29 protein-coding genes are annotated in these 26267 nt (G+C 45.9%); 12 read left to right on the top strand and 17 right to left on the bottom strand.

The genetic code is table 11. The features are described 5' to 3' along the window. Window positions 1-25: 25 nt before the first annotated feature. Together B5D50_RS07605 and B5D50_RS07600 are read left to right on the top strand one after the other, a co-directional pair. Window positions 26-1183, top strand: a complete 1158-nt coding sequence (locus tag B5D50_RS07605) for a mechanosensitive ion channel (protein ID WP_078921993.1) — start codon at window positions 26-28, stop codon at window positions 1181-1183. Between the two features lie 137 nt (window positions 1184-1320). Beyond that, a complete protein-coding gene (locus B5D50_RS07600) occupies window positions 1321-2025 on the top strand; it encodes a GntR family transcriptional regulator (RefSeq protein WP_234975831.1) in 705 nt (234 codons plus the stop codon). A 263-nt stretch (window positions 2026-2288) separates the two neighbouring features. Here B5D50_RS07600 and B5D50_RS20480 read toward each other — a convergent pair whose 3' ends face one another. The 15 genes from B5D50_RS20480 to B5D50_RS07525 all read right to left on the bottom strand — a co-directional run bounded on the left by B5D50_RS20480 (window position 2289) and on the right by B5D50_RS07525 (window position 13134). Further along, window positions 2289-2783, bottom strand: coding sequence for a transposase (locus tag B5D50_RS20480; protein WP_200807051.1), 495 nt, complete (start codon window positions 2781-2783; stop codon window positions 2289-2291). Between the two features lie 158 nt (window positions 2784-2941). Further along, window positions 2942-3082, bottom strand: a complete 141-nt coding sequence (locus tag B5D50_RS20475; RefSeq protein ID WP_200807050.1) for a hypothetical protein — start codon at window positions 3080-3082, stop codon at window positions 2942-2944. Window positions 3083-3209: 127 nt separating this feature from the next. Next, window positions 3210-3671, bottom strand: a complete 462-nt coding sequence (locus B5D50_RS07585; RefSeq protein WP_078921991.1) for a hypothetical protein — start codon at window positions 3669-3671, stop codon at window positions 3210-3212. Beyond that, the gene (locus B5D50_RS07580) at window positions 3655-4185 is read right to left on the bottom strand and encodes a hypothetical protein (RefSeq protein WP_078921990.1); all 531 of its coding nucleotides are present in this window, start codon (window positions 4183-4185) and stop codon (window positions 3655-3657) included. The genes B5D50_RS07585 and B5D50_RS07580 overlap by 17 nt, the downstream gene beginning before the upstream one ends. A 451-nt stretch (window positions 4186-4636) precedes the next feature. Further along, window positions 4637-5566: a catechol 2,3-dioxygenase gene (locus B5D50_RS07575; RefSeq protein ID WP_078921989.1), complete on the bottom strand. Its 930-nt coding sequence runs from the start codon at window positions 5564-5566 to the stop codon at window positions 4637-4639. Between the two features lie 13 nt (window positions 5567-5579). Beyond that, entirely contained in the window at window positions 5580-5924 is a 345-nt protein-coding gene (locus B5D50_RS07570) for a 2Fe-2S iron-sulfur cluster binding domain-containing protein (protein WP_078921988.1), read from the bottom strand. Between the two features lie 71 nt (window positions 5925-5995). After that, window positions 5996-6823 (bottom strand): alpha/beta fold hydrolase, encoded by an 828-nt coding sequence (locus B5D50_RS07565; protein ID WP_078921987.1) that lies wholly within the window; start codon window positions 6821-6823, stop codon window positions 5996-5998. A gap of 9 nt (window positions 6824-6832) precedes the next feature. Further along, entirely contained in the window at window positions 6833-7897 is a 1065-nt protein-coding gene (locus B5D50_RS07560; RefSeq protein WP_078921986.1) for an NADH:ubiquinone reductase (Na(+)-transporting) subunit F, read from the bottom strand. A 115-nt stretch (window positions 7898-8012) separates the two neighbouring features. Continuing rightward, entirely contained in the window at window positions 8013-8375 is a 363-nt protein-coding gene (locus tag B5D50_RS07555) for a phenol hydroxylase subunit P4 (protein ID WP_078921985.1), read from the bottom strand. An 11-nt stretch (window positions 8376-8386) separates the two neighbouring features. Continuing rightward, window positions 8387-9931 (bottom strand): aromatic/alkene/methane monooxygenase hydroxylase/oxygenase subunit alpha, encoded by a 1545-nt coding sequence (locus B5D50_RS07550; protein ID WP_078921984.1) that lies wholly within the window; start codon window positions 9929-9931, stop codon window positions 8387-8389. A gap of 12 nt (window positions 9932-9943) precedes the next feature. Continuing rightward, on the bottom strand, window positions 9944-10216 hold the full coding sequence (locus B5D50_RS07545) for an MmoB/DmpM family protein (protein ID WP_078921983.1): 273 nt from the start codon (window positions 10214-10216) through the stop codon (window positions 9944-9946). Window positions 10217-10226: 10 nt separating this feature from the next. Next, window positions 10227-11225: an aromatic/alkene monooxygenase hydroxylase subunit beta gene (locus B5D50_RS07540; protein ID WP_078921982.1), complete on the bottom strand. Its 999-nt coding sequence runs from the start codon at window positions 11223-11225 to the stop codon at window positions 10227-10229. A 26-nt stretch (window positions 11226-11251) separates the two neighbouring features. Continuing rightward, window positions 11252-11506: a phenol hydroxylase subunit gene (locus tag B5D50_RS07535; RefSeq protein WP_078921981.1), complete on the bottom strand. Its 255-nt coding sequence runs from the start codon at window positions 11504-11506 to the stop codon at window positions 11252-11254. 226 nt (window positions 11507-11732) lie between these two features. Then, complete coding sequence (locus B5D50_RS07530; protein WP_143594291.1) at window positions 11733-12146, bottom strand: hypothetical protein; 414 nt, start codon at window positions 12144-12146, stop codon at window positions 11733-11735. Between the two features lie 94 nt (window positions 12147-12240). Continuing rightward, window positions 12241-13134: a DMT family transporter gene (locus tag B5D50_RS07525; protein ID WP_234975830.1), complete on the bottom strand. Its 894-nt coding sequence runs from the start codon at window positions 13132-13134 to the stop codon at window positions 12241-12243. A gap of 241 nt (window positions 13135-13375) precedes the next feature. Between B5D50_RS07525 and B5D50_RS07520 the strand changes: the two genes are divergently transcribed. The 7 genes from B5D50_RS07520 (at window position 13376) to B5D50_RS07490 (ending at window position 19905) form a co-directional block, all read left to right on the top strand. Beyond that, entirely contained in the window at window positions 13376-14542 is a 1167-nt protein-coding gene (locus B5D50_RS07520; RefSeq protein ID WP_078921979.1) for a hypothetical protein, read from the top strand. Window positions 14543-14710: 168 nt separating this feature from the next. Continuing rightward, a complete protein-coding gene (locus tag B5D50_RS07515) occupies window positions 14711-15511 on the top strand; it encodes an ABC transporter substrate-binding protein (protein ID WP_234975829.1) in 801 nt (266 codons plus the stop codon). Beyond that, window positions 15508-16497: a FecCD family ABC transporter permease gene (locus tag B5D50_RS07510; protein ID WP_078921977.1), complete on the top strand. Its 990-nt coding sequence runs from the start codon at window positions 15508-15510 to the stop codon at window positions 16495-16497. Before B5D50_RS07515 ends, B5D50_RS07510 begins: the two co-directional genes overlap by 4 nt. Then, on the top strand, window positions 16494-17270 hold the full coding sequence (locus tag B5D50_RS07505; protein ID WP_078921976.1) for an ABC transporter ATP-binding protein: 777 nt from the start codon (window positions 16494-16496) through the stop codon (window positions 17268-17270). The genes B5D50_RS07510 and B5D50_RS07505 overlap by 4 nt, the downstream gene beginning before the upstream one ends. A 104-nt stretch (window positions 17271-17374) precedes the next feature. After that, the gene (locus tag B5D50_RS07500) at window positions 17375-17938 is read left to right on the top strand and encodes a putative pterin-binding protein (protein WP_078921975.1); all 564 of its coding nucleotides are present in this window, start codon (window positions 17375-17377) and stop codon (window positions 17936-17938) included. 22 nt (window positions 17939-17960) lie between these two features. Next, window positions 17961-19097 (top strand): GGDEF domain-containing protein, encoded by a 1137-nt coding sequence (locus B5D50_RS07495; protein WP_078921974.1) that lies wholly within the window; start codon window positions 17961-17963, stop codon window positions 19095-19097. A gap of 13 nt (window positions 19098-19110) precedes the next feature. Then, complete coding sequence (locus tag B5D50_RS07490) at window positions 19111-19905, top strand: DUF1287 domain-containing protein (protein ID WP_200807049.1); 795 nt, start codon at window positions 19111-19113, stop codon at window positions 19903-19905. A gap of 9 nt (window positions 19906-19914) precedes the next feature. On the opposite strand, the gene B5D50_RS07485 is transcribed toward B5D50_RS07490, so the two are convergent. Further along, entirely contained in the window at window positions 19915-21495 is a 1581-nt protein-coding gene (locus tag B5D50_RS07485) for a hypothetical protein (protein ID WP_078921973.1), read from the bottom strand. Between the two features lie 319 nt (window positions 21496-21814). On the opposite strand from B5D50_RS07485, the gene B5D50_RS07480 reads away from it, so the two are divergent. Further along, the gene (locus B5D50_RS07480; RefSeq protein ID WP_143594289.1) at window positions 21815-23425 is read left to right on the top strand and encodes a hypothetical protein; all 1611 of its coding nucleotides are present in this window, start codon (window positions 21815-21817) and stop codon (window positions 23423-23425) included. A gap of 68 nt (window positions 23426-23493) precedes the next feature. Next, window positions 23494-23871, top strand: coding sequence for a CZB domain-containing protein (locus B5D50_RS07475; RefSeq protein ID WP_078921971.1), 378 nt, complete (start codon window positions 23494-23496; stop codon window positions 23869-23871). On the opposite strand, the gene B5D50_RS07470 is transcribed toward B5D50_RS07475, so the two are convergent. Continuing rightward, the gene (locus B5D50_RS07470; RefSeq protein ID WP_078921970.1) at window positions 23872-24393 is read right to left on the bottom strand and encodes an anti-sigma factor; all 522 of its coding nucleotides are present in this window, start codon (window positions 24391-24393) and stop codon (window positions 23872-23874) included. 115 nt (window positions 24394-24508) lie between these two features. Here B5D50_RS07470 and ycaO point away from each other — a divergent pair, with 115 nt between their 5' ends. Continuing rightward, window positions 24509-26224, top strand: coding sequence for a 30S ribosomal protein S12 methylthiotransferase accessory factor YcaO (gene ycaO, locus B5D50_RS07465; RefSeq protein WP_078921969.1), 1716 nt, complete (start codon window positions 24509-24511; stop codon window positions 26222-26224). The last annotated feature ends 43 nt before the right edge of the window (window positions 26225-26267 follow it).

Raw genomic sequence — 26267 nt, 5'->3', positions numbered from 1 at the left:
ACTATCACTATAAGGAGTAATCACGATGGAAAACCTCTCAACTACCCTCTCTCAATACATGACTCCACTTAGCTCTGGTAAGCTAGGTCATGCACTGATTGGCTTGTTGATTTTGGTTCTAGGGCTTATTGCGGTGGCTATTGTCTCTGGTTTTCTCAAGCGCCTGTTAGACAAAATTGGTTTTTTAAATCGCTCAAACCTCGCGAAACCACTCGCTTCCTTGGTTAAAGCCATTTTAACGATTTTCGTGCTGATGATTGTACTCCAGCACTTTGGCCTTACTGATGTACTCGCCCCACTTAAAAACTTGGTCAATGAATTCTTAGCCGCGATTCCAAATATGATCGGGGCAGGTATTATTGCTTATGCAGGCTGGGTGATCGCCAAAATGTTGGCTGAGCTCACGGGAATTGCGCTGAATAAAGTTGATCGCCATCTGTTAGAGCGTACTGGCAACTCCAAACTACGAGTGTCTAAACTAGGGGCGGCTTTTGTCTTTGCAGCCGTTCTGCTACCCATTTTTGTGACTGCTTTAGGGGTGTTAAATGTCCCGTCAATCACCGTACCTGCCTCCGATATGCTCAATAAACTCTGGGCCGCGATTCCTAATGTGATTGGAGCGACTTTGATTTTAGTCGTCACTTATTTTGTGGCTAAGTTTGCAGTCTCGCTGTTGACCGATATTTTAAATGGCCTGAATGTGAATGACTTACCACAAAAACTAGGTATCACCGGCTATTTCAATGAAACTCGAACCCCAACTCAATTAATCGGCAGCGTGATCCTATTCTTCGCCATGTTGACCGCTGCCACTGCGGCAGTGAATACCTTGGGTATTGACCTCGTTTCGATGATCTTTGCCCGTGTTTTAGAATTTGGGGCCGGTATTTTAGTGGGCAGTGTCATTCTGATTGTGGGCTATCTACTCAGCAGCTTGGCTTATAATAAGCTTCAAGAATACGGCAGTGGCAATTTAGCAAATATCGCCCGCATAGCCATCCTCGGCTTAGTCTTAGCGATGGGCTTACGGGCGATGGGTTTGGCCGATAATATTGTGAATATGGCTTTTGGTTTCACCCTAGGTGCAGTGGCCGTAGCGGTTGCCTTGGCTTTTGGTTTAGGTGGTCGAGAGGCAGCGGCGAAAATTGCTGAGCGTTGGGCGAATCAATTTAACAAAAGCTAAATCATAGGACTCAACAGCGGTCTCTAGCCCTAGGCTAAAATGTCTAGGGCGGCTTAACCTAAGCCCTTCAAGGGATAAAACAGCGGCTAGCTGTCATAGTCAGCTAGCTTATTGTTATAATCGCGCCATTATTTTTGATGACCCTACCACTTTTTATGACCAGCCTGCAGCCTGTTGACTCCACCCCGAAAACTTTAACCGATTATGTGTATGGACAGCTCCGTGCCGATATTATCAGTGGCAAACTTGCGCCCAAAAGCAAACTCAAAATCGAACATTTAAGGACTGAATACGGTGTCGGTGCAACTCCACTGCGGGAGGCTTTGAGCCGTTTAAGTTCAGACGGTTTCGTGATTACTGAGGGCCAACGTGGTTTTCGTGTCTCCCCGATTTCACCCGAAGATTTGGATGATGTCACTGAGTTGCGTGTCACTTTAGAGTTAAAAGCTCTGCGCAATAGCTTGCAACATGGCAAGGATGACTGGGAATCACGAGTGGTTGCGACCTATTATCAGTTGAGCAAAATTGAAGAATTGGATTTATTCGCTAATTTAGAAGTATGGGAGCAACGCAATCACGATTTTCATTGGGCCTTAATTTCAGCCTGTACCTCCAAATGGCTACTGCATTTTTATCATATTCTTTATGACCAACATAAACGCTATCGGAATATTTCCTTAGTCGCTAACTTAGGGCAACGCGATGTCCGCCGCGAACACCAGCGGATTTATGATGCCGCCCTCGCTCGGGATGTCGATACCGCCTGCCGTGAAGTGGAAGCACATATCCGCCAAACTGCAGACGTTACCAAGGTGTTTTTATTGGAGCAGTTGCGGGACTAACCCAGAAAACCGACCGAGCTATTTCCTATCTAGCCTGTCATGCTTCACATATAGCACATACATTTGTAGGAATATATGCCACAGCTTCATTGTTATATCCCAGATGAACTGGCTGATCAGCTTCAACACAAAGCGACTCAAGCCCATTTGTCAGTATCAAAGTATCTAGCTCTGCTGATTCAAAAAGATGTTGGATCAACATGGCCTGAAAACTATTTCGACTTATTTGGCTCATGGGAGGGTGAATCATCATATACGCCAACTTAAGCCCCTATCTCCTTGATTAAACACGGCTCAACGCCATTTCCCGGCAAAGGGATCGCGTGAAGGTAGCCCTGAATGCGTTTGTTGCCATGACATAACCAAACCGGCACACCACTGGGGCGTTTACCCAGCTTGCGTAAGCGCGTGTACCAGTCGATTTTGACCAGATGTCCGGCATCATCTCCTTCGCCATCTTCATACAGGTTCATGCTGTGGGCGTTGTAGCGTAATACCACATCACCGCCCCGGTCGATGAAAGGGACAAGCGTTTTGGGTTGGTTATAACCCAGGTCAATCAGCACCACATCACCCGCTGCCAGCGTGTAATGGTCGAGGTTTTCGCCTTCTTTATCGGTGGTGACTTCCACTTGATGCAGGCTGAGATTGATCAAATCAATGGCGATATGCAGGCGGTAAGTCGTGGCAGTGGCTCCCGGTTCTTGCACGGTCGAGCCATCAATGACGATGAAGCGCAGTTTGCCGCTATCGACCACCTCGCTTAGCCCAAATACGCCTGCCAGCAGGGATTTTACCCACGGAACACAAGCCTCCAGTCTTTTTTTACGGCTGTGTCACTGAGGTAGCCCTGCCTCTGGGCAACCTCCCCGGCGCAACTGCGTAGCGACAAGTCTAAACCGCAGTACGCCAGCACTCACTGGAGCAATTGCAGCGGGCTTTTGATCTTGCGGGGACGGGCGAAGGCTTTGAAGGCATACGCTTGCTCGTGATAATCGGCAGGCAACACTTGCAGGAATTGGGCAAAACGGGTATCTAATAACGGTGGCAACTTCATAGGAACTTTCACTTTGGTCGGTAAAAGCATTCTACATGGGGTTGCCATATCCTGTTCGCAAGAGGAAACAAGAGCTTAGGATCTTAAGTTGGCGCGTATGAGTAGTTTTCCCCTAAATGGAGGCTGGCTACTGAAAATTAGCAGTAACTTTCATCAGCCATTTGATAGAAATAAAAAGACTTGCACCCAACAACCAAGCATAACTATAAAAGGCAAACAAACCATTGACAGCCGTTACCTCTACCCAACCAAATGCTCGGTAGCCATTCGCTATTCTGCTGGCTCCATCATCGAGAGCCAGCAGTGTGGATAAAGGTAAGGCAACATAGGTTGCTAAAACCCCCATCAGTGTACCCAATAAAAGAACCTTCCACGTTTGTCCTTGCAATAAAATCCGTTTAAACACCATCAAGCTCAATAACATAAAAGCCGCATGAACTAATGCATACAACGTTTCATAATTTGCCAAGGCTGAAGCGCTGTCCTTAAGTCTCCAAATGCTACCTGCTAACACATAGACTGGTATTAATATCAATAAGCAAAGAACTAGATAATACGGGGGGTGTTGGGCATTACTTGCAGTTTGCATGCTCAGCATTCTCCCCTAGTGTTGATGGCCATATAGAGCCTTCAATACCGCAAACACCATCCAATGCTTTGGAAACAGAGCTGGCGCACAATGGGGCTGGCACACTACCAATTTGTTCTGCACGTTTCATAATAGCTTGTTCTTGTGCAGGGGTTGTATCGAGCTTATGTAAATGCACAGTATCCTTTCTATCTTGCCAAAATTTCGTGTAATTTGCCAAACTGGCATCCTCTCCTGACATCAGATCACTGCTACGAACTCCATTTTTTGGCATATAACTTCCAGCAGGATCATAAAGAAATGGTGACCCTTTTCCATCATCAATATGAAGTGCTGCATGTCCTGGGCCACCATCGATGAGTTCAATCACAGTAGTTTCTGCTAACTGCAAAGGTGGTGCTAATGCTTTGCTGAAAGCTGCCACATCTTTTTCCGAGAGTGGAACATTGGATGGTTTATCTTTCAGAAGATCAACAATAGATTGTTTTTGCTGAATAGGGGAAACATAACTCATGGTAACAACTCCATTTCAGTTTTTAAGTCTATTTTAGTGTAAGTGTTATTTAGCCTGATTTAGATTTACTTGAGACAACTTTTGACAATACGCTGTAGAAATCAGCTATACGGTTAAGTTTAAGTTTCAATAATAGACCTCTTGCGAAAGTAGTCATTCTCGCCTATAAGGTTAAGCATGAACTACTTAACCCTGAAAACCCTATCTCCCTCGGCGTTCAAACGCGGAGTAGGAATCCCCCTGCCGCTCTTTCACGAACTGCTGGAGGTGCTCAAAGCAGGCGAGTTGACGAAGAAGAAGTCCGGTCGCCCCAGCCCGTTAAGCCTAGAGGATCAACTATTATTGACCCTAGGTTACTGGCGAGAGTACCGCACGTTGTACAACTCGCCTGACATAGGGGGAAACCAGAGCAGACTCACCCTGCTCCAGTTCAGGATGATCACAAAAACAATCAGGTCACGACACTCAAGAAGCGTTCATTGAGCTGTTGATCATGGTAGAAAATTGCCCCTCCTAATTCATCTTCAGTCCACGTGATTTCAGGATGATCAGGATACCAATCGTAAGAATCACAGAAAGTTTCATTCCGATTACCAGAGGGGTCAAAGAAGTAAATCGTGCGACCGCGAGTAATCCCATGACGAGTCGGACCAATATCAATCGGGATTTTATAGCGCCCCATAATATCCGCTGCGTGTAAGACCTCTTCCCAGCTTCTTAATAAAAAAGAAACATGATGCAACTTGCCCTTTTCCTCATGGCGAATCAGGGCAAGATCATGCGCTTTCATCCCGCAGGTTAAGAAGCTAGCAATCTGTACTGAACCACCAGGACCGACCACCACCTTTTCGGTCTGTTGGAAACCTAGCACTTCAGTGAATAATTTGACTGCACCATCCAGATCATCACCATACAATAAGCAATGGTCAAAACGATGGACTTTCATACCCTTCAGGTCTTCACGCCAAGGATGTGGGTTGATATTCCCCAAACCATTACCGATATAATCTTTTTGAGCAAACAGCTCAAAAGTATGCCCCATCGGTGAAATGAAGCTTACGCGCTCACCACAATGTTTAAGATCACCTGCAGGCAGACGAGTTATTTCGCAGCCAAAGTCTTTTAAACTTTGCTCTAAACGGTTGAGGGTTTCAACACTATCGACTTTAAAGGCTGTGAAATCCATCCCCGGTGTATCAGCAGGGCGCAGCACCACCGAAAACCAGTCATGCTCATCCCAGCCCTTTAAATAAACACGGCCTTGGTCATCACGATCCGTCTCTAATAAACCCATCCGCTCGATGTAATGGGTCAGCGAGGCCTCCATATCCAGCACACGTATTTGCACATGTCCGGGACGCAAAACGCCAGTCATTGCCATAATCTCTCTCCTCCTATTCAGCAGTTGAACTAGAAACTTCGTTACGGTGAGTCGCTTTACGCATTTGCCCGACCACCGTAATCACTAAATCACTTTGCGGTTGGCAGCGACAGGCTAAAACAAAGCCAGCTTGCTCTTCTTGCTCACTGATATGCGCTCGACTCATTTTGCCAGTGGCATATTTACCTTGCTGGACTTGTACTTTGCAAACCCCGCAGCCACCACTGCGACATCCGACAGGGATACCTTTCTTACCTAGCCGCATCATCGCCACCAACAACATTTCCTGTGGCTTGCAATTAAAACTCGCGCCTGTTTCTGGGATATGAATGGTGTAACCAGATGTCAAACCAAACATGCTTTACCTCTCCTTTTAGGTAATATCGAGAATAGTATAATTTGTCGATATTTTAAAGCACTTCGTTCTATCTAGTCGGCTGCTTGCAAAAAATCACCAACCAAACGATTAAAAGCCGTCGCATGTTCAATCTGTGTCCAATGCCCACACTGCCCAAACACATGCAGCTCCGCCTGTTCAATCAAATCGAGTAACTGATAGGCATTCTGCAAAGGAATTACTTGATCATCCCGCCCATGAATAATCAAAGTGTGATGCGACAACGCCCGAATATCTGCCAATGCGCTAGCCATCGCATCCACCCAGCGTTGACGTGGTGCGGGGAACATCGCTGCAAACGATTCTTGGAAACCGGGGCGGATACTCGCTTGATAACGTAGCTCGGCTAACTCATCCGTCACTAAAGCGCGATTATAGGCAAAAATATCCAGCAAACTTTTCATCGCCTCCAAAGAAGGCTGATAGCCCCACACACGGTCTAAACCTTCCGTGATTTTGAAAGGCACACCGACACTCCCCATCAATACCAATTTATTGACGCGCTCAGGGTGGCGAATCGCCAGTGCTAAAGCTAACGCCCCACCAAAGGAATTCCCGACTACCGAAGCTTTGGTAATATTCAGCGCATCCAATAAACCTACGGCTTGCGTCACCCAATTTTCCATGCTGTATTGATAATTCGCAGGGCGCTCACTAAACCCAAACCCTGCCATATCCGGGGCAATTACACGGAAATTTTGACTGAGCACAGGTAAACTTAAACGCCAATTTGCCCATGCACTCACCCCAGGGCCCGAGCCATGAATCAATAGCACAGGCTCACCACGGCCCTGATCGTGATAGTTGGTTGCAATACCGGCGGCTTGAATACTCTGAGCGATTTCTGGATTGCTACTCATTGGCTTTCCTCAAATATTTTTAAACAAGGGGCTTTTGGGGGCAGCAGTACGGCTGGCTTGGGTATAGAAATTTTCCATATACATATCCCGCTCGAACAAGCGCCCTTGCATTAAAGTAGTGATGCAAGCATCAATCATCGCGGGAGGACCACACAGATACGCCTTATGCCCTGCGAACTTGCCACCAAAATGGGTTTTAGCCGCTTCATGCACAAAACCACGCAAGCCTTGCCAATCTGAATCGTCTGGCTCTGCTGACAGTACTGGCAGATAAGTAAAATTCGGATAATCCCGCCCTAGCTCTTCAAACAGATCGCGGTAATAGAGTTCAGCTTGATTACGTGCGCCATAAATGAAAGTAACCGGTCGAGATTCATTCTGCTCAAATAGATGCAAAATCATCGACTTAGGGCTAGATAAGCCAGAACCACCAGCTAAAAACAGCATAGGTTCTTTGGCTGAGTTACGCACATAAAAGCGCCCATACGGACCATTAAAACGCAACTCATCGCCCACTTTTAAGCTATTGTGCAGCCATTGCGTACCCTTGCCGCCCTCGACTAAAGCAACATTCAACTCAATCAGATGCTGCTCAGAAGGTGGGCTAGCTATCGAAAAGGCTCGTGGTAACGCTTCCATGCCCGGAATCAGCAGATTGATATAATGTCCGGCTTGAAACTCGATCCCACCATTCTCAATTGCCAGAAAAATACTTTTAATTCGGGGCGTTAAAGTCTCAATTTTAGACACCACCCCAACAAAATCACGGACTGGAAAATGCTGGGCATCAGGATCTTCTTCCAGATCGGCTTCAATCGTCAGATCGCCGACGGCACGTGCACAGCAGGCTAAACATTTACCATCTTCACGTTCCATATCCATTAAGGCAAAAGGTGAGGCCTCACCGTGTTCAATCTCCCCCTCCAGCACTTCGACTTTGCAAGTACCGCATAAGCCATGCCCACAAGCATGCGGTAGGTAAATCCCAGCCCGCAAGGCTGCATCTAAGAGAGTCTGGCCTTCTTCCACTTCGATGGTTTCGCCAATCGGCTCAATGGTTAATTGATAGCTCATTGTGTAATCCTTTTAGGAGCTGATGCCAACCCCACCCCAACCCTCCCTTATCAGGGAAGGGGTTTTTTAGTTCCGCCTTTGACAAGGGGTGCTTAGGAGGGGTTGAGTTAGCCTGCTAATTCCCCGTACCCTTATAGCCTGTCAATTCGGGGGTTTTGAAGCGGATTAAGGACTTATGCCCTACGCCATTCTCTCTCAGGCTCTTACTCATATCCGGTGTGAAAGTTTGCCCGTCCAGCAGCCACTGAACTTTGCCCCAATCAATCAAGGCAAAATCTGGATGGGGTGCTAACACACTCGGCAACACGGCCTCCGTCAAAGCACCAAAAGGCATATCAGGTGGCAAAGGATAGGCATTCGCGGTACTAATACTGGTGTGGTTATCCCAACCCACATAGACCAATTGATTGCCATGAAAGCGGTCGACGCTATCCATATTGATGGATGGGTAATCGCCTTGAATACAGTTAACGGCCATTGTTATCTCTCCTAGGCTGCATCAGCGGGTGCGGTTTTAGCAGCGGCTGTACTGGAAGCTGCGGTGCCTTTCATAGCTTTCCAGCGTGCTTCATCAGCTGAACCTGCATAATCACCGCCATCTTCAGGATGGAAGTGATACCAAGCCAACACATCCGGTACGGTTGCACCACCACAATTGCCTTGGAAAATTTGATGCACGGGTAACCAAGCATTCACATACTTTTCTGGCTCATGATCAAAAATATCTTTGCAGCCATCCGAGCAGGTATGGAATTTATCGCCCCTGAATTCACTGACACGATAAGCCACCTGCATCGGTTCGCCCTTAGCAATTTCAGTGAAACCCATTGGAATTTGGCAGACTTGGCAAAGTTGTGGCAAACCCATATTGAAGAAACGCTTACCCTCTTTCGCCATTTCTGCCCACATTTCCATGCGAGGGCGGTAATATTTATCGAAGGTATCGGGGTATTTTTCAGAGAGCCAATTCATTTTAGCTTCGCTCGGCAAACCTAAATTAAAGGCCGCCGCATGAATATAGTTGTAGAAAATCCCAAACACTTGATGACTAATATGATCCGCTTCGGCGGTAGCAATCTCGTGATACTTCGGCATGCGTAAGCCATAACGGGCTAAATCATTGAACAGTGCACCTGCATTTTCCACGAAGTAAATCTGCCAACCTTCCTTCCACGACATAGGGCTTTCTGGCAAGAAATAATCCTGCATCATCGCCACCAAACCGAGTAAGCGATAGGCACGCCAGAAATGCTTATCAATCCAGCCTTGCACAATCGGCAGATTATCTTCATGTTGTTCCAACAAAAATTTGATGATCTCTAAGCCGAGTGTCATGTGGCGCGATTCATCGGATTGCGCCGAGAAACCAAAGGTGACCGTTGCCATATCACCGTTATAAGCCGCCCCCGACATAAAGGGCACGAACAGTAAATTAGTCAGCAAATATTCAAATGAGAAAGATACTGAAGTAATAAACTCAAATGGTCCGGCAGCACTCGCATCATCGAAATAAGACTTCGGTACTGATAAATACCAAACCCGATCAAACATGTGGAAAGGGTCGTGCATGCCGTGGAAATGCTTGTTGTAATGGCTAATCGTATGAATCTGGGTTTGGGCATGGCGCAATTCATCAATTGACTGCATTTGGCAAGCAATCTGTGCACCCTCCCCGCTGAATTGACGCGCTAACCGCGCAAAATTACGATGGGCTGCATACTCCAACGGGCTAACCCCTTGAATGAACAACTTAAGCGCATTCACGTAACTCGCATCCGCCAAATTTAGATGCGCATTGTTTTGCGCGAAGCTATCCATCACCGCATAGAGCTTCTTGTCTTTTTCCGCTTGGTATTTCCAATAGGCATCCGCAGTCAGGCGGAAGGGGTCTTCCCATTTGCTCCAATCAGTAATTTTGATGCCTTCGTAAGCTTCTTGGGCGAAAACTTTTTCTTTTGGCTGATACGTCGGCTCCCAACCCAAACCACGGGTGAGCAGTTCATAACGCTTACGCATATTTAATTTCTTAGCCATGACTTGCTCCTCTTAGTGGCGAGTAATACGGAAATAATCGTCGTCTTCATCAATATTGCCGGACAGGGAAATCAAGGTGAGATGCAGCTCCTGCAAATTCACCTCGCGCCCCGCCAACTCCGAGACCACTGCTTGGGTAATGCCAAGCTCACCCAAGCCTTCAATCCTGACCATACCGGGCTGATAATCTAGAGTGGCCGCTGAATTTTCTTGGGCAAAAGCCGAAATGAAGGGCTGTGCATCGGCTGTATTTTGGAAAATCATGAATACTTTATGTTCTGACATGCCCGACTCCTTATACCTTGATGCCTTGCTTAGCTAACCGTGCTAGCAATGTGGCTTTTACAGTGGCTAATTGCTCAGCGCCTTGCTCCCCGAAGGCTAATTGCGCAATCGGCATGAAGGCTTGCTCAAGGCGGACTAACCAAGTTTGTGTCCATTGCGCTAGCAGCTCTGCATTCGCAGCCGATTCACTGGCAGTGACTTTCAGTAATTGATTCGTCCAGCGGCTATTTTCTTCATTCCACTCATTCATAAACTGAGTGAGCATTAAGAAGGCGCTTCCCCCTTGCGCGGCCACTTGGCTAATAAAGCCCTCGTAAATCAGTGGATAAAGTAAACCATCCATCACCACATCTTGTACGACTAATATCTCGAACCAATCATCGAGCACGAAGCTATCTTCCAGCGCATGGCGTAGGCCTTGCCAAGTCGGGGCCTCTAGCCATGCTTGTTTCGCTGCATGCAGTGAAGTTTCTTCATTCTCATCCAAGAGCAAGGCAATCCGAGATAGATACTGCGCCATACCAATTCGGTCAAAACCATTGAAAGATGCAAGGGAAGTAATCGTCGTGCCGTAACCACGATGGCAAATATCTTGGTTATTCATATTCGCGCCGTATTCGTAGTGGCGCAGCGGAATCAGCACTTGGCGAAGCTGCTCGGCTAATTCAGCGGGTAGGCTTTGTAACAAATGACGCTTTTCCACTAGCTCGAAATTACTTTCCATAATCTCTTGCTGCTTAGCGCGCGCGGCCACATAGCTGGTGTAATAGAATTGACGTGGATCAGTAAAGCTATACCAGTCCTGCATCACAATCGCGGTGCGGGCGGTATCATAGAGTTTGCGGCTTGGGTCCCAGCTCGGTGGATAGTGGAAATTAGTGGTCGGTTGGACATCATAAACCGCTTCTTGATAGCGCGTGGCAGGTTTATGCTCACCCATCCGCCGGGCAAGATGCGCATAGTTGAGGCGCAGCGGCTTAATTTCTTTTGCAGCAATATTCAAAGACATGCAGGTTCTCCTCCAGTAACAAACACCTAATCCCGAACCCCAGGTTTGCCAAAGCGCCATTTCAGCTGGTCATAATCGACTTGAGCAGCTTGCTCGGCACTCACTTCCACCACTTGATTGCGTTGACAGAACTGCTGAAATTGCGCAAACGGCAATACCAACTCCACAAACAAACTCGGATCACCAATGGAAAAATCAAATTCCACAAAACGCTGATCACGTACTCGAGTCACACGCACATAACGTGGCTGGAAAAAGGGTTCAACTAGGCTAGCTTCCATTGGTTTTGTTTCCTCCAAAACAGTCAACCAAACGGGTTGCTTTTGTCTAGCAAAAGGCATGCCAATTAATTTAAATAAAATTAAACCAAATTAATCAATTACTTATAAAAATACTAACACTATGATTATTTATCTGGCTCATCTAGACTTGATCAAATGATCAGGTGCTGGCAGAACATTTGATGTCTTGGAGTAATGCAGTGCAGCAATCCGTCTAACAAACTCATCATTGACGAATTGCCCGACAACAACCACTTAAACTGGTCTGATTAAACTGACCCTTAGCACGAAAGCTCATCAGTTTGCCATTCACACTACTCCGGCATGATTTAGTAAAGGTTAAGGTCAAATCCAAGCGATCTGAGCGATTTGCACCGCGAATTTTGGTTTTGATTGCGACTCGATTATGCCGCCCGTGGGCTTGACTCTTAGCTAAAATAGGCAGAATAGCGCTTTTGCCACCGACTCGCGTTTGTAAAGATTTTGGCAAAACGTCCACACTCCAAGCGGGGTTACGTCCGACACATTCTAATTTCCATCCCGCTTGAACGGTGCTCAGGCTACTGACTAATAAACACCCACCGACGATCCCTAAACCAACAAAACGACGGCTCATTCCCTTTAGTGTTCGTACTTTCATGATTGATCCTTAGCTTATTTATTTTAATTAACCTCTGAATAAAACTAAGTGTAGCTAAGGCAAACTCATTGATACTGTACGAGTTTTAGGCAAGTTAACCTTTCAGTAGCTGCCAAATAACCTTCCAGCGGCTCAGCAAAACAGCGGTGAAAATTAAAACACAGCCCGTGATCTGCCAAGCACTCATACTCTCCCCAAACCAGATCGCCGCCATGATTGCCACCCAAACTGGCTCTAGGGTCATGATTAAAATCGCATGACTAGCTGGGGTTAAAGCTTGGCCTTTGGTTTGCAATAAAAAACGCCCGCTCGTTGAGACTAAAATACTTAAAGCTAACCACAACCATAAACTCGCAGGCTGCTGAAAAGTCTGGACACTCCAGGTTTCTAAACCCGCTGATAAGAGTAAACCGACCACCCCCACAATGATTAATTGCAGCGCAGTCAAGGCTAAAATGGGTAAGTGATAAGCGGCTTGGCTGTTCAAAGTGAAATTTAAGGCAAACACGACCGCTGCGGCTAAAAAGGCAAGCTCGCCAATACCTAACGCAAACTGGTTTTCTAAAAATAGCAAGGCCATGCCTAACAAGGCGAGGGGTAGAGCCAGCCACACTAATACACTAGGACGCTCACCATAAGCCAGTGCAATCAACGGCACGAGTACGATGGCCAAGGTATTTAAAAACGCGCCCACCCCCAGATGCTGTGCATGCGCTAAACCAAACATCCACAGCACCATGCCGCAAGCAAACAATAAACCCACGCGCAGAATGATTTTAAATTCAGAGCTCGTTAATTGTTTGACTGCCGACCATGCAAATGGCAAAAGCAGTACGCCCCCTAAGAAAAAGCGCACCCCTAAAAATAATAAGGGTGGCCAAACAGCCACAACTTCCTTGGAAAAGATCCAACCCAAACCCGCTAACAGCGTGGTCATCAGCAAATACATATCTGCTCGCCAAGTAGACATCTGCGAGTGCATAGCCATTCTGATCAGCCTAAAACAAAAAACGGCTTAGCTTGCGCTCATAGCGCACGAAAATCCAGACCATCGCTCACGGCTTCGACCTAGTCATACCGTCAGCACCAAACAAGGTTGATAAGCTTGATCAAGTTTACAAATTTCTTGTTAAAATTGGATACATTTTGAACAAAGACTGTTTACTGCACTCCAATTAATCGTATCTATACAGCGATTACTAGGGCTAAAGTCAATTTGGGGGCAAATCATGACTATCATTCGAAGTATTGCGTCTGAAGGCGCGTATGACACTTTATTTATTCAGGGGAAAAATCGGAATATTGATCTAGGCTTAAGAGTTCATTTGGAGGCTGATCAACAACTGCATATTCAGCAATTGGTGATTGAAAATACATTCTTACCTTTAGTGAAAAGTGGCGATGGCCTACTCAGTATTGGCCGTTTACAAATTAAAGACTTTGGGGGGGATGGTATCAATTTATGGGGCAATGGCCTGTCTATTCATCAACTGATTGTACGTAATAGCACACCTACTCGGCCTTATCACACGCTGCGGGTAACAGCACTCACGGAAACCCAGATTCTGGCTGCCTTACAAGCGAGCAAACAGCAGGTTTATGATTGGCGTTTATTGCAGTGGCTAGAAACTCAAGAAAATGGGCAAACGGTTTTTTATAGTCCGGGCTATCATAGTGACATTGCTTTACAAGCCTATCGCCCTAAACCTAAAACCGTGACCTCTCGCTATTTTTTACCCCCCAACCAAACCAGTGAGCCTAGTTCAGAATTCATGCCGCTCCATCTTCCTGTGGAGCAACTCGAAACGCTTGCTCTCAATTTTGCCCCGTCCCCGCTTGATTTAGTGACCGGCTCACAAGCACGCAGCCTGACGATGATCAGCCCAATCAACCGCTTATTAGATCAAGTCGCTGAAACACCCTATAGCTTAGAGCTTGATACAAAAAATCGAATACGCGCTATTGATCTACATGTTCCGCTAGCAAATCCTCAACTCAAAGCACCCATCCCCAATGCCCCCGAAGATCTTGCTGGCATTGCGGAGGTCACTATTCGTGAACTGGATATTCAAACCAATGATGCTAACTCCCAATTGTTCATGTTGAGTGAGCAACAACGCTATCGAAACTTTAAAATTGGTACTGACAAAATTGTGATTAATTGCCGTTATCCTTGGTGGTTTGTCGCCAATACCTTAGAAGATTCCGTCATTGGTAATGCTAACAAGGTACAAATCAATCAAGGTCGTAGCAGCTTAGCCAAAGTCAGAATTGGCGATGGGCAGGATAACTCTAAATACTGCATTAAACCTTCAAGTTGCTCAACGGGCGAGGTCAGCTTAGTCGGTCTAGGCAAAACCGGACATGTCGTTCCCACCACAGTGCGAATTTTATAAGTTAACAACTCGCCACAGCTTGCTAGTTTGGCTTAGCGCATGCCACTATGCGGCGCTAAGCCTCTCTCCTCATTCAACGACAAAACTGGCAAACTTATGTGCTACCGCCTTTCCCTCAACCGATGGTGCTTAAGCTGTTTTCTGCTAGCTGTATTCAGCTTAGCGACGGTGGCTGCGTCCTCTACTCCACCTCAGCGCATTGTTTCGATTAACTTATGTGCCGATGAATTATTATTGCTACTCGCTGACCCCCAGCAAATTAGTGCTTTAACCCATCTTTCACAGGATAAAGCGGCCTCTTATTTGCAAACTAAAGCCCTTGGTTATCCGACAACTCAAGGTTTGGCTGAAGAAGTTCTGCCTTTTAAACCCGACTTAGTGATCGCGGGTGAATATGGCGGTCTACCCACTATCAATTTGCTCAAAAAACTGGGCATACGAGTAGAGACTTTGCCCTTAGCCAATAATATGCAGCAAGTGTTTAGCAATATTGAGTGGGTAGCGAGTCTCACTGGCCATCCAGAACGAGGGGCTGCCATCGTCAAAACGATGCAAGCCCGCTTAGCCCAGCTCCCCGTGCTAGAGGCGAATGCCCCCTTAGCAGCAGTCTATGACCCTAATGGCTATACTGTGGGTGCAGCCTCCTTACGCGGTCAAAGTATCCATTTAGCGGGTTGGCGCAATGCAGGCGAATTAGCAGGGGTAGCGGATTATGGTTCGCTGGACTTAGAAACGATGGTCAGCTTACAACCAGATGCTTTAATCGACTCACCGTATACGCTCAATACTTATTCTCGAGCAGAGGCGCTCGCTAAACATCCGGCCTTGCGTGGTCTAGGCTTAAATCCTCATATTATTAGTATCCCGAGCAATCAGACCATTTGTGATGGCCCGTGGACGCTTGACACCATTGAAACCTTGGTGGATGAACGCTTAACTTTTCTGAACAGAGCATCCGAATCAAAATGAATGACCGTTGGTTACTGATTAGCTTGAGCTTGTTAGTTTTTTGTCTATTTTGCTTGTCCTTAGTCGCTGGCCGTAATCCTTTACCGATTTGGCAAGCCGCCAATGAAGCCTTGACAGATCGCAGCTCAGTCTTTGCGTTAATTCTGACTGAAATTCGTCTACCGCGTGCCTTAATTGCCTTGTTTGCGGGTGCAACTCTCGGTCTAGCGGGTGCTGCGATGCAGGGTTTGTTACGTAATCCGCTGGCCAGTCCTGATTTAATTGGTAGTAGTAGTGGCGCTGCCCTCTGTGCAGTCATTGTTTTATATTTTGGCTGGCAAAGCGTTTCGCTAGCGTTGTTACCCTTGTCAGCCATGCTAGGCTCTTTGGTGGCAACCGCCTTAGTCTTTGCCCTAGCGGGGCGTGATGCCAGTATTACCACCTTAATTTTGGCGGGTGTCGCAGTGAACGCCTTTGCCACCAGTGCCATGTCACTACTCTTAAACCTTGCCCCTAGCCCTTATGCGATGCGTGAATTGGTTTTATGGACGATGGGCGATATAACGGATCGCAGTATGGATGATTTCTGGTTGATGTTACCCTTCACCCTAATCGGCTGGAGCTTGCTACTCGGTGTCGGGCGGCAATTAAATGCCCTTACTTTAGGTGAGGAAACAGCCAACTCCTTAGGCGTCCGTCCTAATTGGATCCGTTGGCGGATTTTTATTGCCATTGCATTTGCGGTAGGTGCTACCGTCGCCACCACGGGCATGATTGGCTTCATCGGTTTAGTCGTACCCCATTTACTCCGCCCCTTAGTCCATTACGAACCAGCACGCTTGTTACCTGCGTCGGCTTTAGGTGGCGCAGCCATGTTACTCGCGGCTGATATTGGAGTTCGACTCATTCCTACGGAAGCCGCCCTTAAAGTCGGGGTACTCACCGCACTCGTTGGCGCTCCATTTTTCTTATATCTGATTTTACGCAGCCGCAAGGAACAGCTATGAGCTTACTCGAGGCAACCGCAGTTTCATTTAAACGCCAGCAGCAAACCCTATTGCAGGCAGTTGATTTAGAATTACAGGCGGGTGAGTTAGTTGGTTTAATTGGCCCAAATGGGGCGGGCAAATCGACTTTATTGAAAATTTTAGCCGGCCTACAAACGCCTAATAGTGGCTCCGTCAAATTTCAAAACCAAGCCTTAACTCAACTTCCTGCCAAGATACGCAGCCAAAAGCTGGCTTGGCTGGCCCAAGGCGGAACAATTCATTGGCCGTTGAGTGTAGAACGCTTGGTCGCTTTAGGCCGTTTACCGCATTTAGCAGCTTGGCAGTCGATCAGCCCTAGCGATCAAGCGGCGATTGAACAAGCCCTCCAACAAACAGGGATAGCGCATTTACGGACTCGTGATGCGACTACTTTATCCGGTGGTGAGCGCACGCGCGTTCTATTAGCACGCGCCTTAGCCGCCGAACCCATCGTATTATTAGCGGACGAACCCATTGCTGCACTTGACCCCGGCTATCAATTACAAACCTTAGAGTTATTACGTGCCTTTTCGCAGGAAAAGCGTGCCTGCATTGTGGTATTACATGAACTATCCCTCGCTGCACGCTATTGTGATCGCTTATATTTATTAGACAAGGGTTGTGTGGTTGATACCGGCAGTGTAACTAAAGTTCTCTCTATAGAAAATTTAAAAACTGTCTATCATATAGAATGCGAGATCGGTTGTAACAAAATACCGTGGATTATTCCCCGTCGCTATCTTTATAATTAAAATAAACCAACCCCTTGGACATCTGCTTAGATGTCTATTGAGATGTTTACAAGGTATAAAAATCTATGCAATGTGGAAAGCCCTGCCTCCTTATTGTTGTTTTGATGATGATTCTCATTGGCTCTGGTTTGTATTTAACCAGTAAACTCCTCAATCCACTCGCTGACAGCCCGATTGTCACTCACACGGGTAATAGTCAAAGCACGCCACCCTTTCCCCCCATCCCGCAACCAGCCGGTAATCTGGAGCAAGTCTTAATTGTCCAGACCGACCCAAACAGCAGTTGTGGTACTAAAGAATTCGTTTTTAGTGAGCAACAACTACAAGCGCTCCCCCAAACTAGCTTCAAAACCAAGCATACTTGGGCGAATATCGCTCAAGAATTCTCCGGTCCTTTATTAACCGATGTTCTTAAACAAGTTTGCGCTAATGCTCGAGATATTTATCTGCGCTCACTTGACAAATACTCGGTTATGGTTAATTTTCAAGCAATAGCCAAATATCAGCCGATCTTGGCTTTAAAGGTTAATGGGCAAGCACTTACCATTCGAGAAAAAGGACCTCTTTGGCTAATGATTAATACAGATGAATATAAACTTCCTCCCCGTAGTTTAGATAATATTTTTGTTTGGCAGCTTTATTATATCCGCGTCCTTACGAGTGACTAACTGCTACTAAAATCAACTCATCATGTTAAAACTTGCATATCATCTTCGCTATATTTATCAATGGTTTTTAGTCCCTTTGATGCTAGTTTTAATTTATACCTCAGCTATGAATTTAGTATCAACTTTTTTCTTATTAGAGAAGTATCGACATGAAACCATTTGGAGCTTAGAGCATTTAAACCGTGAAATCGAAAGTACCATTCATGAAAGCCAATTGTATTTAGTCAAAGCCAGTACCCTCAATCAACTGCGCTTTCAATATGAGCTACTTTGGAGTCGGCTGCCTGTGGTTCAAAGCAGCCTAGATCAAGACCCTAATCTTCAGCATATCCCCGGCTTAGCTAAGATGGTAGACGATATTTTCACTCGGGTGAAATCAATGGATCCCGACTTTAGCAGTGAGCAAGCCTTGAATCATACGCGCCTGACTCGTTGGATCAGTGCGCTTAAACATGATCGAGAAAACCTCACTAATTTTTTAGTCAATGATATTTCGGCGGGCAATGGACGCTATTCACGTGCCGCTTGGCAGGATTTACTAAAATCAATGATCGCGGTTGGCTTAGCCAGCCTGATCTTGTTTCTAGTCGTAGGGCATTTAATTTACCTGTTAGTGCGAGAACAAAAGCGACAACGTATCCAAATTGAACAAGACTCATTAACCGGCTTAGCCAGTCGTGATTTTGTGATCAGTCGCTTAGAGGCATTGTGTAAAAAAAGGCTTGATTTTTGTATTGTTTTTCTTGATCTAAATAAATTCAAACTGATCAATGATACCTATGGGCATCAGGCGGGGGATCAACTTTTAATTTATGTAGCCCGCAATTTCCAAGCGACCCTAACAAAAATAGGTACTGTCGGTCGCATTGGTGGCGATGAATTTATCTGGCTAATTCCCCATACCGATCAACGTGAGATTGCCTATTACTATAATCAGCTCACCCAAAACTTACAGCTGCCTTTGCAATTCGGTGATAAGCACTTGCCTGCTAGTTTAAGTGCCGGAGCAGTACAGGCCTCCTTATGTGGCTATAATCCAAGTAAAGTGTTAGAAGCTGGCGATTCAGCAATGTATTGGGCGAAATCCGTTCACAGTCCAAGCATTGTTTGGCATGGGGAAATTCAGAGTTCAAATGCGATACCTGCTACTATGATTTAATGTTTAAAAAATTATGCTTACAGCAACTATGCGCTTAACTTCGTTATTGTATGATTTATTACTGATCTTAGTTTTTGCGCTACTCAGTTATTGGGTAGCACAGCAGCTAATGCGTCCGCCCCTTATACCGTTAGCGCCGCAAACTTCGCTGCCTACTCAGCCTAATCAAGCTATTGAGCCTATTCAGCCTCCTGTAGAGCCATTTCCTTTCCCGACTGACCTGATTCCAACTCTACCACCCAAACTACGCCCTAAGCCACCGGAACATATTGCCAAACTGATCAATTCAGTCTACGAGCAAACAAAAATCACCCGTTCTTATGATCCGGCTTATGTGAAATTGGCTTATCCAAACGGCGATGTCGATGCAGCGACCGGCGTGTGCACGGATGTCGTGATTCGTGCCTTTCGTGCTCAAGGCATTGACTTACAAAAACAAGTCCATGAAGACATGCGTCAAGCTTTCAAAATTTATCCTAACAAATGGGGTTTACGTAAGCCTGATCCGAATATTGATCATCGCCGTGTGCCTAATTTAATGACTTATTTTGCGCGGCAAGGCAAAAACTTAACAGTGTCTGAGCAACCTGATCAGTATCAATCCGGGGATTTAGTGGTTTGGGAATTACCCAGTGGGCAAGAGCATATTGGCATTGTCTTGGCTGAACGCAGCCACGATGAGCTACGTCCATTAATTGGCCACAATGTTGGGGCAGGTACTCAAATTGAAGATGTTTTATTGGCTTGGCCAATTAAAGGCCATTATCGCTATTTTGAAGCAAACTTAGCAGATAATACGAATCACTAATTCATCGACTCATTGTATCGACTCACTATTCAGCGTGTTGAGATTGTTCAGATTAACGCTGCTAGTTCGCTTTTCTTCCCACACATATTCCTGCAAACCTACGCCAATCGCGGGCTGTAAACGATCCACGACCTGATTAATGCTATACACACAGGCTTTGCATTCACCCGCTCGACAGTGGTTGACCAATTCACCGAACTGCTCCCAACTGCCTAAATCATTAAACCCCGCCTCAGTGGCAGCATGCACAATATAACGACCGCGCCGGAAATAATACAAACAAGGCACCGTCCGTAAAGGATCAGGATAACTAGGCTCTTGTATTGAAGCAGCTAAGTCGTTTAGCAAACGAAAACTTTTATCCCAAGCACGCAAAGCACATAAACCGGTTGCCATTAAACGCTCACAACCAATATCTAAGGGGTTGGATTTACGGGCAATTTCGATTTCAACACGGGCGAGCTCGCTTTCACCTCGAGCATAACAATTTAAGGCAAAAATCGCATGGGCTAAAGCATTCCCCGGATTCAGTTCTAAAGCGGCTAAAGCTTGACGTTGCCAGAGTTCTTCTAGACTCTCACTCAAATCTGCTTTTAACATATAGGCATACAAGCAAGCGACGGCATAATGCAAATGCGCCAAAGCATCATCATGGTATTGACGAGTCCGTTTTTGGCAAACCTGCCAAAGTGCATTGAAACTCAGATCGTTAGCCTCATCCTGCAAAAAACGCACATGGGCGGCGAGTACTTGATAAGCTTCTGGCATGCTCGCTTGCCGATACCAATAACGACTCCAAAATGATAAAGCCACCCCTTGATAGAGACTGAAAACTTCGTTCACAAGGCGAGCATACATTTCATCTAATAACTGATCACCCTCGGTATTGGTAATCATAAACTCAGTCGACCAAACCACTTCACGCGATAAGGTATGGATCAATACATAACGTAACTTCGGGCTTTCACTTTGCCAAGCCGCTTCAGAATACAATAAAAACTCCGCTTGATGCTGTCGCCAAGCGTATTCTAAGGCATGATCCGCATAGCTAAAGGCAAAGCCCGGATCAGCTAAAGCAATTTGCACTGTCCCAAGCTTACCCAGCATCACCGGCATACTTGAACGAATTTTATAAATAATGTTTCGTAAGCGATCATCGCGAATGGAGGCCGGACTTTGGCAAGCAATATAGACTTTAGGGCCGGAGGATTGGACTCGTTTACCACCTAACCGTCGCCATTGGGCACGCGCACTATCCACCGGTTTAAAAGCGGGCGTATAACCACCAACAGGTAAACTAATCTGACAAGCATGCTGACTACTATCGCAATCACTTGCATAATACTCTTCTAATAGCTTGCGGACTCGACCCGCTTCAACACGCACAGCAGGGCTCTCAGTCGGACAATAGTCCATCGGCTTACCCAAAGCTTCAATCGCGATACCATATTGAGTAATGCGCTCCCCTCGTCCTTCAAGGGTTTCATTCACAATATATTGTAGGAATTTCCCGGCTTGCTTCTTGCCTCCGAATAATTCACTCGCCAGTATCCGCTCCAATTCTTGCTGGATGCTTTCCTTGCTAACCATAAATCTCTTCTTACATATGCAGTCTGCCCATGAAACGGGCATTGGTATTCGACACTAAATTAGGGCGTCCTTTTTGGGTTATTGTGAACAATTCATGAACACGAGTCACGAATAATTTTGTTACCTTTAATATCTAGCGTTTTTCTTTATAAAAAATACGCTTATCCCTACCTCACTTACAAAAAAACATCCGCAGCGTTTAGCATCCTCACCCCTAACGTTACGGGTAACAAGTGTAGGTTTACTTCTTTACCTACCGAATCCTCTTAAGATGAAATCTAAACCAAATATGAATGACATAAGTTAAAGGGCAATCTTTATGAACACATCCGGTATGGGCTACAAGATACTGGACGAACGCTACGCATTATTAGAATGCCTAGCGGTATCGGGTATTGGTGAGATTTATCGTGGCCGTGATTTAGAGCTGGCACAGACTGAAACTAGACCTTCACGTATTTTGATTCACTTGTTACCTCAGCATGATCAACTGCGTGATCTTGAGGCTAATCTTGCACAGGCGCAAACCATTACCCAAGACTTAAACCAGCCTTGGGTTTTACCCATTTTAGCGCAAGGTCAAACAGAGGGACGACCGTACTTTGTGTTAAGTAGTCCTGACAGTTTAGGGGCACATAGCGTCATGAGCTTGCCGAGCCAACAACTACCTGACCTCAATAAATTGATGCAACAATTCGGTAGCCTCGTCAAAGCCAAACAACTCCCCAACCTGATTGATAGTGCCTTGTTGATTAGCCTACCTAATCAGAGCTTATATCTGCTAGCCACCGCTTTCCTGCAGCCTATTCATGCTTTACGTGCTTACCATACGGGTCTGACGATCTACAAGCGGCCAACCGTAACGCGCAGCTTAGCACTGAGCAGTATGATGGCGATTACCTTAAGCACCTTCGCGGTGGAATATCAAAATAAACCGGATACTTTAAGCCTACAAGACCTCCAAGCTAAACCGGTTCATGTCTCCTCACCCCAAACGGTCTTCCATACATTAACTGGATTGACTCAAGCAGAACAAGCGAGCCTACATGATCGACCGACAGCAAGCTATCCGTTGAATTCGACTTTGCCATTTGCTTTGCAAGAGCCTTTGGCTGCACTTGAACCCGCCCTCGTTGCGCTTAGCTCAACCTCGATTCAAACGACCACTCGCCAACCCGTGCAGCAAACTAAGCTCGCTGCAACCACACTCGCTCCATTAAGCTTAGACAATATCACTAAAAAAACGGCTGCAAAAATTCCCGACAAGGCTAGTGAAACAACCACTGAAAAAGCGGCCGAAAAGAAAAAAACTACGGCGAAGCCAAACCTTGAAACAAGCAAGGAACAGCCTAGCCTAGCAGCCACTAAGACGAAACCAGCTGCAAACCTTAGCCTCAAACCCCTGCCAGCCAAGCCCACCGCTAAAGCAGCAGTGGTCACCCAACCTGAAACCAGCATAACCAAGGTAACAACTGAGGCGAGTAACGAGGCTATTTATTACACCGCTAGTATCGACACTAGCGACACGGTTGATGCTAGTACTCAACTAACAAAGTCTTCGCCCCTCACACCACCAAAACCAAGCACGACTGCAGCTAAAGCCCCCCCGTTAAGCCTAGCCGACTTGATTGAGCGTGCTAATAAAACCCTAGACATGGAGAATTTTAGTGAAAAAAATGGGGTCGTATTCTACCTGCGCCAAATTAAACTCCGTGATCCCTTACATCCGCAAATAGAGCGTTTAGGTCGCTTTGTCGTCATGTATCAGCATGAGATTGCCAGAAATAAATTGAAAGCCGATGCTACTGTGCATGCACAAGCGCTGCTTACTCTGAGCAAGAGTCTGATTCAGGAGTTTAATTTAAAGAGCCTTAACTCAGCACAACAAGTGTTAGAGCATAAATCGAATCAATACTCGCTTGCTAAATAGCTTATGAAAAACTAATGAATTTTTAACCACACTAGACGCTAAACCATAAAACTTTAGGGCTTTCAACAATGAATAAACCAGCGTTTTTTTTACAGCGTATGAACGATCATGTGCAATATCTAAGCAAAATTAAAGCTACCTTAAATAAACGAGGGAACTTCCAAGGCACTGATTGCCATCATTGTGCCTTAGGTAAATGGCTATATGGAGAAGGTCCACAAGAAGTTCAGGCTTTGGGTGCTGATGTGCATAACCTTTTTGAGCAGCTGTTTGAACCACATGAAAAGTTTCATGAGGCCAGCGCCCGGGCTTTAGCTCACTTTAAAACCGGTGATGAACTCGGACAATATCGTGCGATGACGGAAATGCATCAATTGTCTAGTTATTTAATTAAGACCTTGCTGGATTTAGACCGCACAGTGGCTAAGCGCGCTCAACGTGCTTAATTAAAACTGCACCATTAATAAAACCAAAGGCTTAGCGCTAGCTTGCGGTTGAGTCGCCAGCGGCTCAAGTGTCAATTCAAACTTATAGGGATTGGGAATGGATTCGGGTGCAGTGAGTGGCAAATACCACTCCTGCTGTCCCGAGCCTCGGTCAAGCACGAGCACCGAAATCGGTTGATCAGAGGGTCGGTGGGCATCATACGCCCAAATATGATATTGATAACCTAATTTAGGATCGGGTAAATTCACTAAGCGTACCATACCAAGCTGCTGTGCACTATTCCACAATAAATCACCCTGCACGGCTTGAATATCGGTATTTAAGCTGCGTAACCAACTCCCTCCCTTAGTACCTGAGGCTTGTTTAAGTTCGGTGTATTGCTGGGCAGTTGCCGTCGTGATGACCGATGAACTGGGAATCCACTCACGATAAGCGAGTTGCCCCCCGAATACGAGCAAGACAAAAATTATCCCTGCAAGTAAGAGATACTTATATTTATTAATCACTTGCTTCCAGTTCACAACCTATATCCTTGCTCGAACAATCCAGACCTTCCTATTGAATTATAAACATTAAAGCAAACAATTCCTCAGACTTGCTTTAAAATAGCATGCTTATCTATTTTGGAACTAACTCATGACTGCTAGCTTTATCCCCGGCAAAGATGCTTCGCTAGAAGCTTCCATTCAAAAACTGCAAGCCCAACTAGCCCAGTTAGATTTTCACATTATTGAACAGTCATGGCTGAATCCCGTCGCCAATGTGTGGTCGGTGCATATTCGTGATCGTGACTGCCCACTCCTATTCACCAATGGCAAGGGTGCTTCGCAAAAAGCCGCCTTAGCCAGTGCCTTAGGTGAATTTTTCGAACGCTTAAGTACTAATTATTTTTGGGCTGACTATTACTTAGGTGAGTCAATTGCGCAAGCAGCTTTCGTCCATTACCCACAAGAACGTTGGCTTCCTATCACCGACGACCAGCTTCCGGTAGAGCTGTTGAACCCAGAGTTAAAGGCTTTTTATAATCCAGAAAAATCCTTAACAGCCCGTATGCTGGTTGATACAAATTCAGGAAATAGTCAACGCGGTATTTGTGCGCTCCCGTTTACTCGCCAAGCCGATGGGATGGTGACTTGGATTCCGGTGAATATTATTGGCAATTTATATGTTAGTAATGGCATGTCAGCTGGCAATACCGCCACTGAAGCACGCACTCAAGCGCTTTCAGAAATTTTTGAGCGCTCGATTAAATTTCGGATTATTGCCGAAGGTATCTGCTTACCCGAGGTCCCTGCCGCAGTGATTGCGCGTTATCCTAAGATTCAAGCGGGTATTGCTGAATTACGGGCAGCGGGTTTTGGTATTTTGGTGAAAGACGCCTCGCTCGGCGGCAAATACCCGGTGATGTGTGTGACTTTATTAAACCCTAAAGATCAAGGTTGCTATGCCAGCTTTGGTGCTCACCCTCGGTTTGAAGTCGCCTTAGAGCGCGCATTGACTGAACTATTACAAGGGCGTGCTTTAGAGAAACTTGACGGTTTTTCTGCCCCTGATTTTGATTTAGAAGAAGTCGCTGCTACTCATAATCTTGAAACTCATTTTATTGATTCAAGTGGTTTGATTCATTGGGATTTTCTACGCGCTGATCCTGATTTTGAATTTAATGACTGGAATTTTGAAGGCAATACTCAGGAAGAATTTGCGCATCTTTGCCAGCAACTTCATCAAGATAGTTTTAATATTTATATCATGGACTATGAGCACTTAGGGGTTTACTCCTGCCGAATCTTAGTCCCCGGCCTATCAGAAATCTATACAGTGGATGATTTGGAATGGGATAACAATAATACAGGCAATGACTTACGTCCCGCTATTTTGAATCTGGCTGAATTAGACGAGGCCGGCTGTACCGAGCTATTGGATACCTTAGAGGATTTATCGCTTGATAATATTCAACCGATTGCTGCTTTGATTGGCTTAGCGCCTGATGCCAATTCACTATGGGCGGATTTGCGCGTAGGCGAGTTGAAGGCTTTATTAGCCTTAGCAATCGGTGATCAAAGCCGTAGTTTAGAAGCCTGCCAATGGATTCAATATTTTGATCAACTCCCTGCAGAACGCGCGCGCACGTATCGCTGTGTAGAAACTTTATTACAACTCGAATCAAATGAGGCTTATCTGGCGCATTTACAGCTGATCTATGGGGCAAGCAGCCTAGCTAATGCCCAAGCCTTAATCAAGGGTGAGCTGCGCTTTTGGAATCTTGCATCACCTGATTTAAGTTTAGCAACTTGTGTGTTGCACCAATCTTTATTAACTGCGTATCAAAAGGTGCATCCTGAGCTTAAATAGGTGCATAATAGGCAGTTGAAGCGCTGATTCACCTGACCGATCA

The organism is Thiothrix eikelboomii (genome assembly GCF_900167255.1).
GTDB lineage: Bacteria > Pseudomonadota > Gammaproteobacteria > Thiotrichales > Thiotrichaceae > Thiolinea > Thiolinea eikelboomii.
The sequence above is the reverse complement of the archived record's forward strand: the minus strand, read 5'-3'. Positions and strand labels throughout refer to the sequence as shown.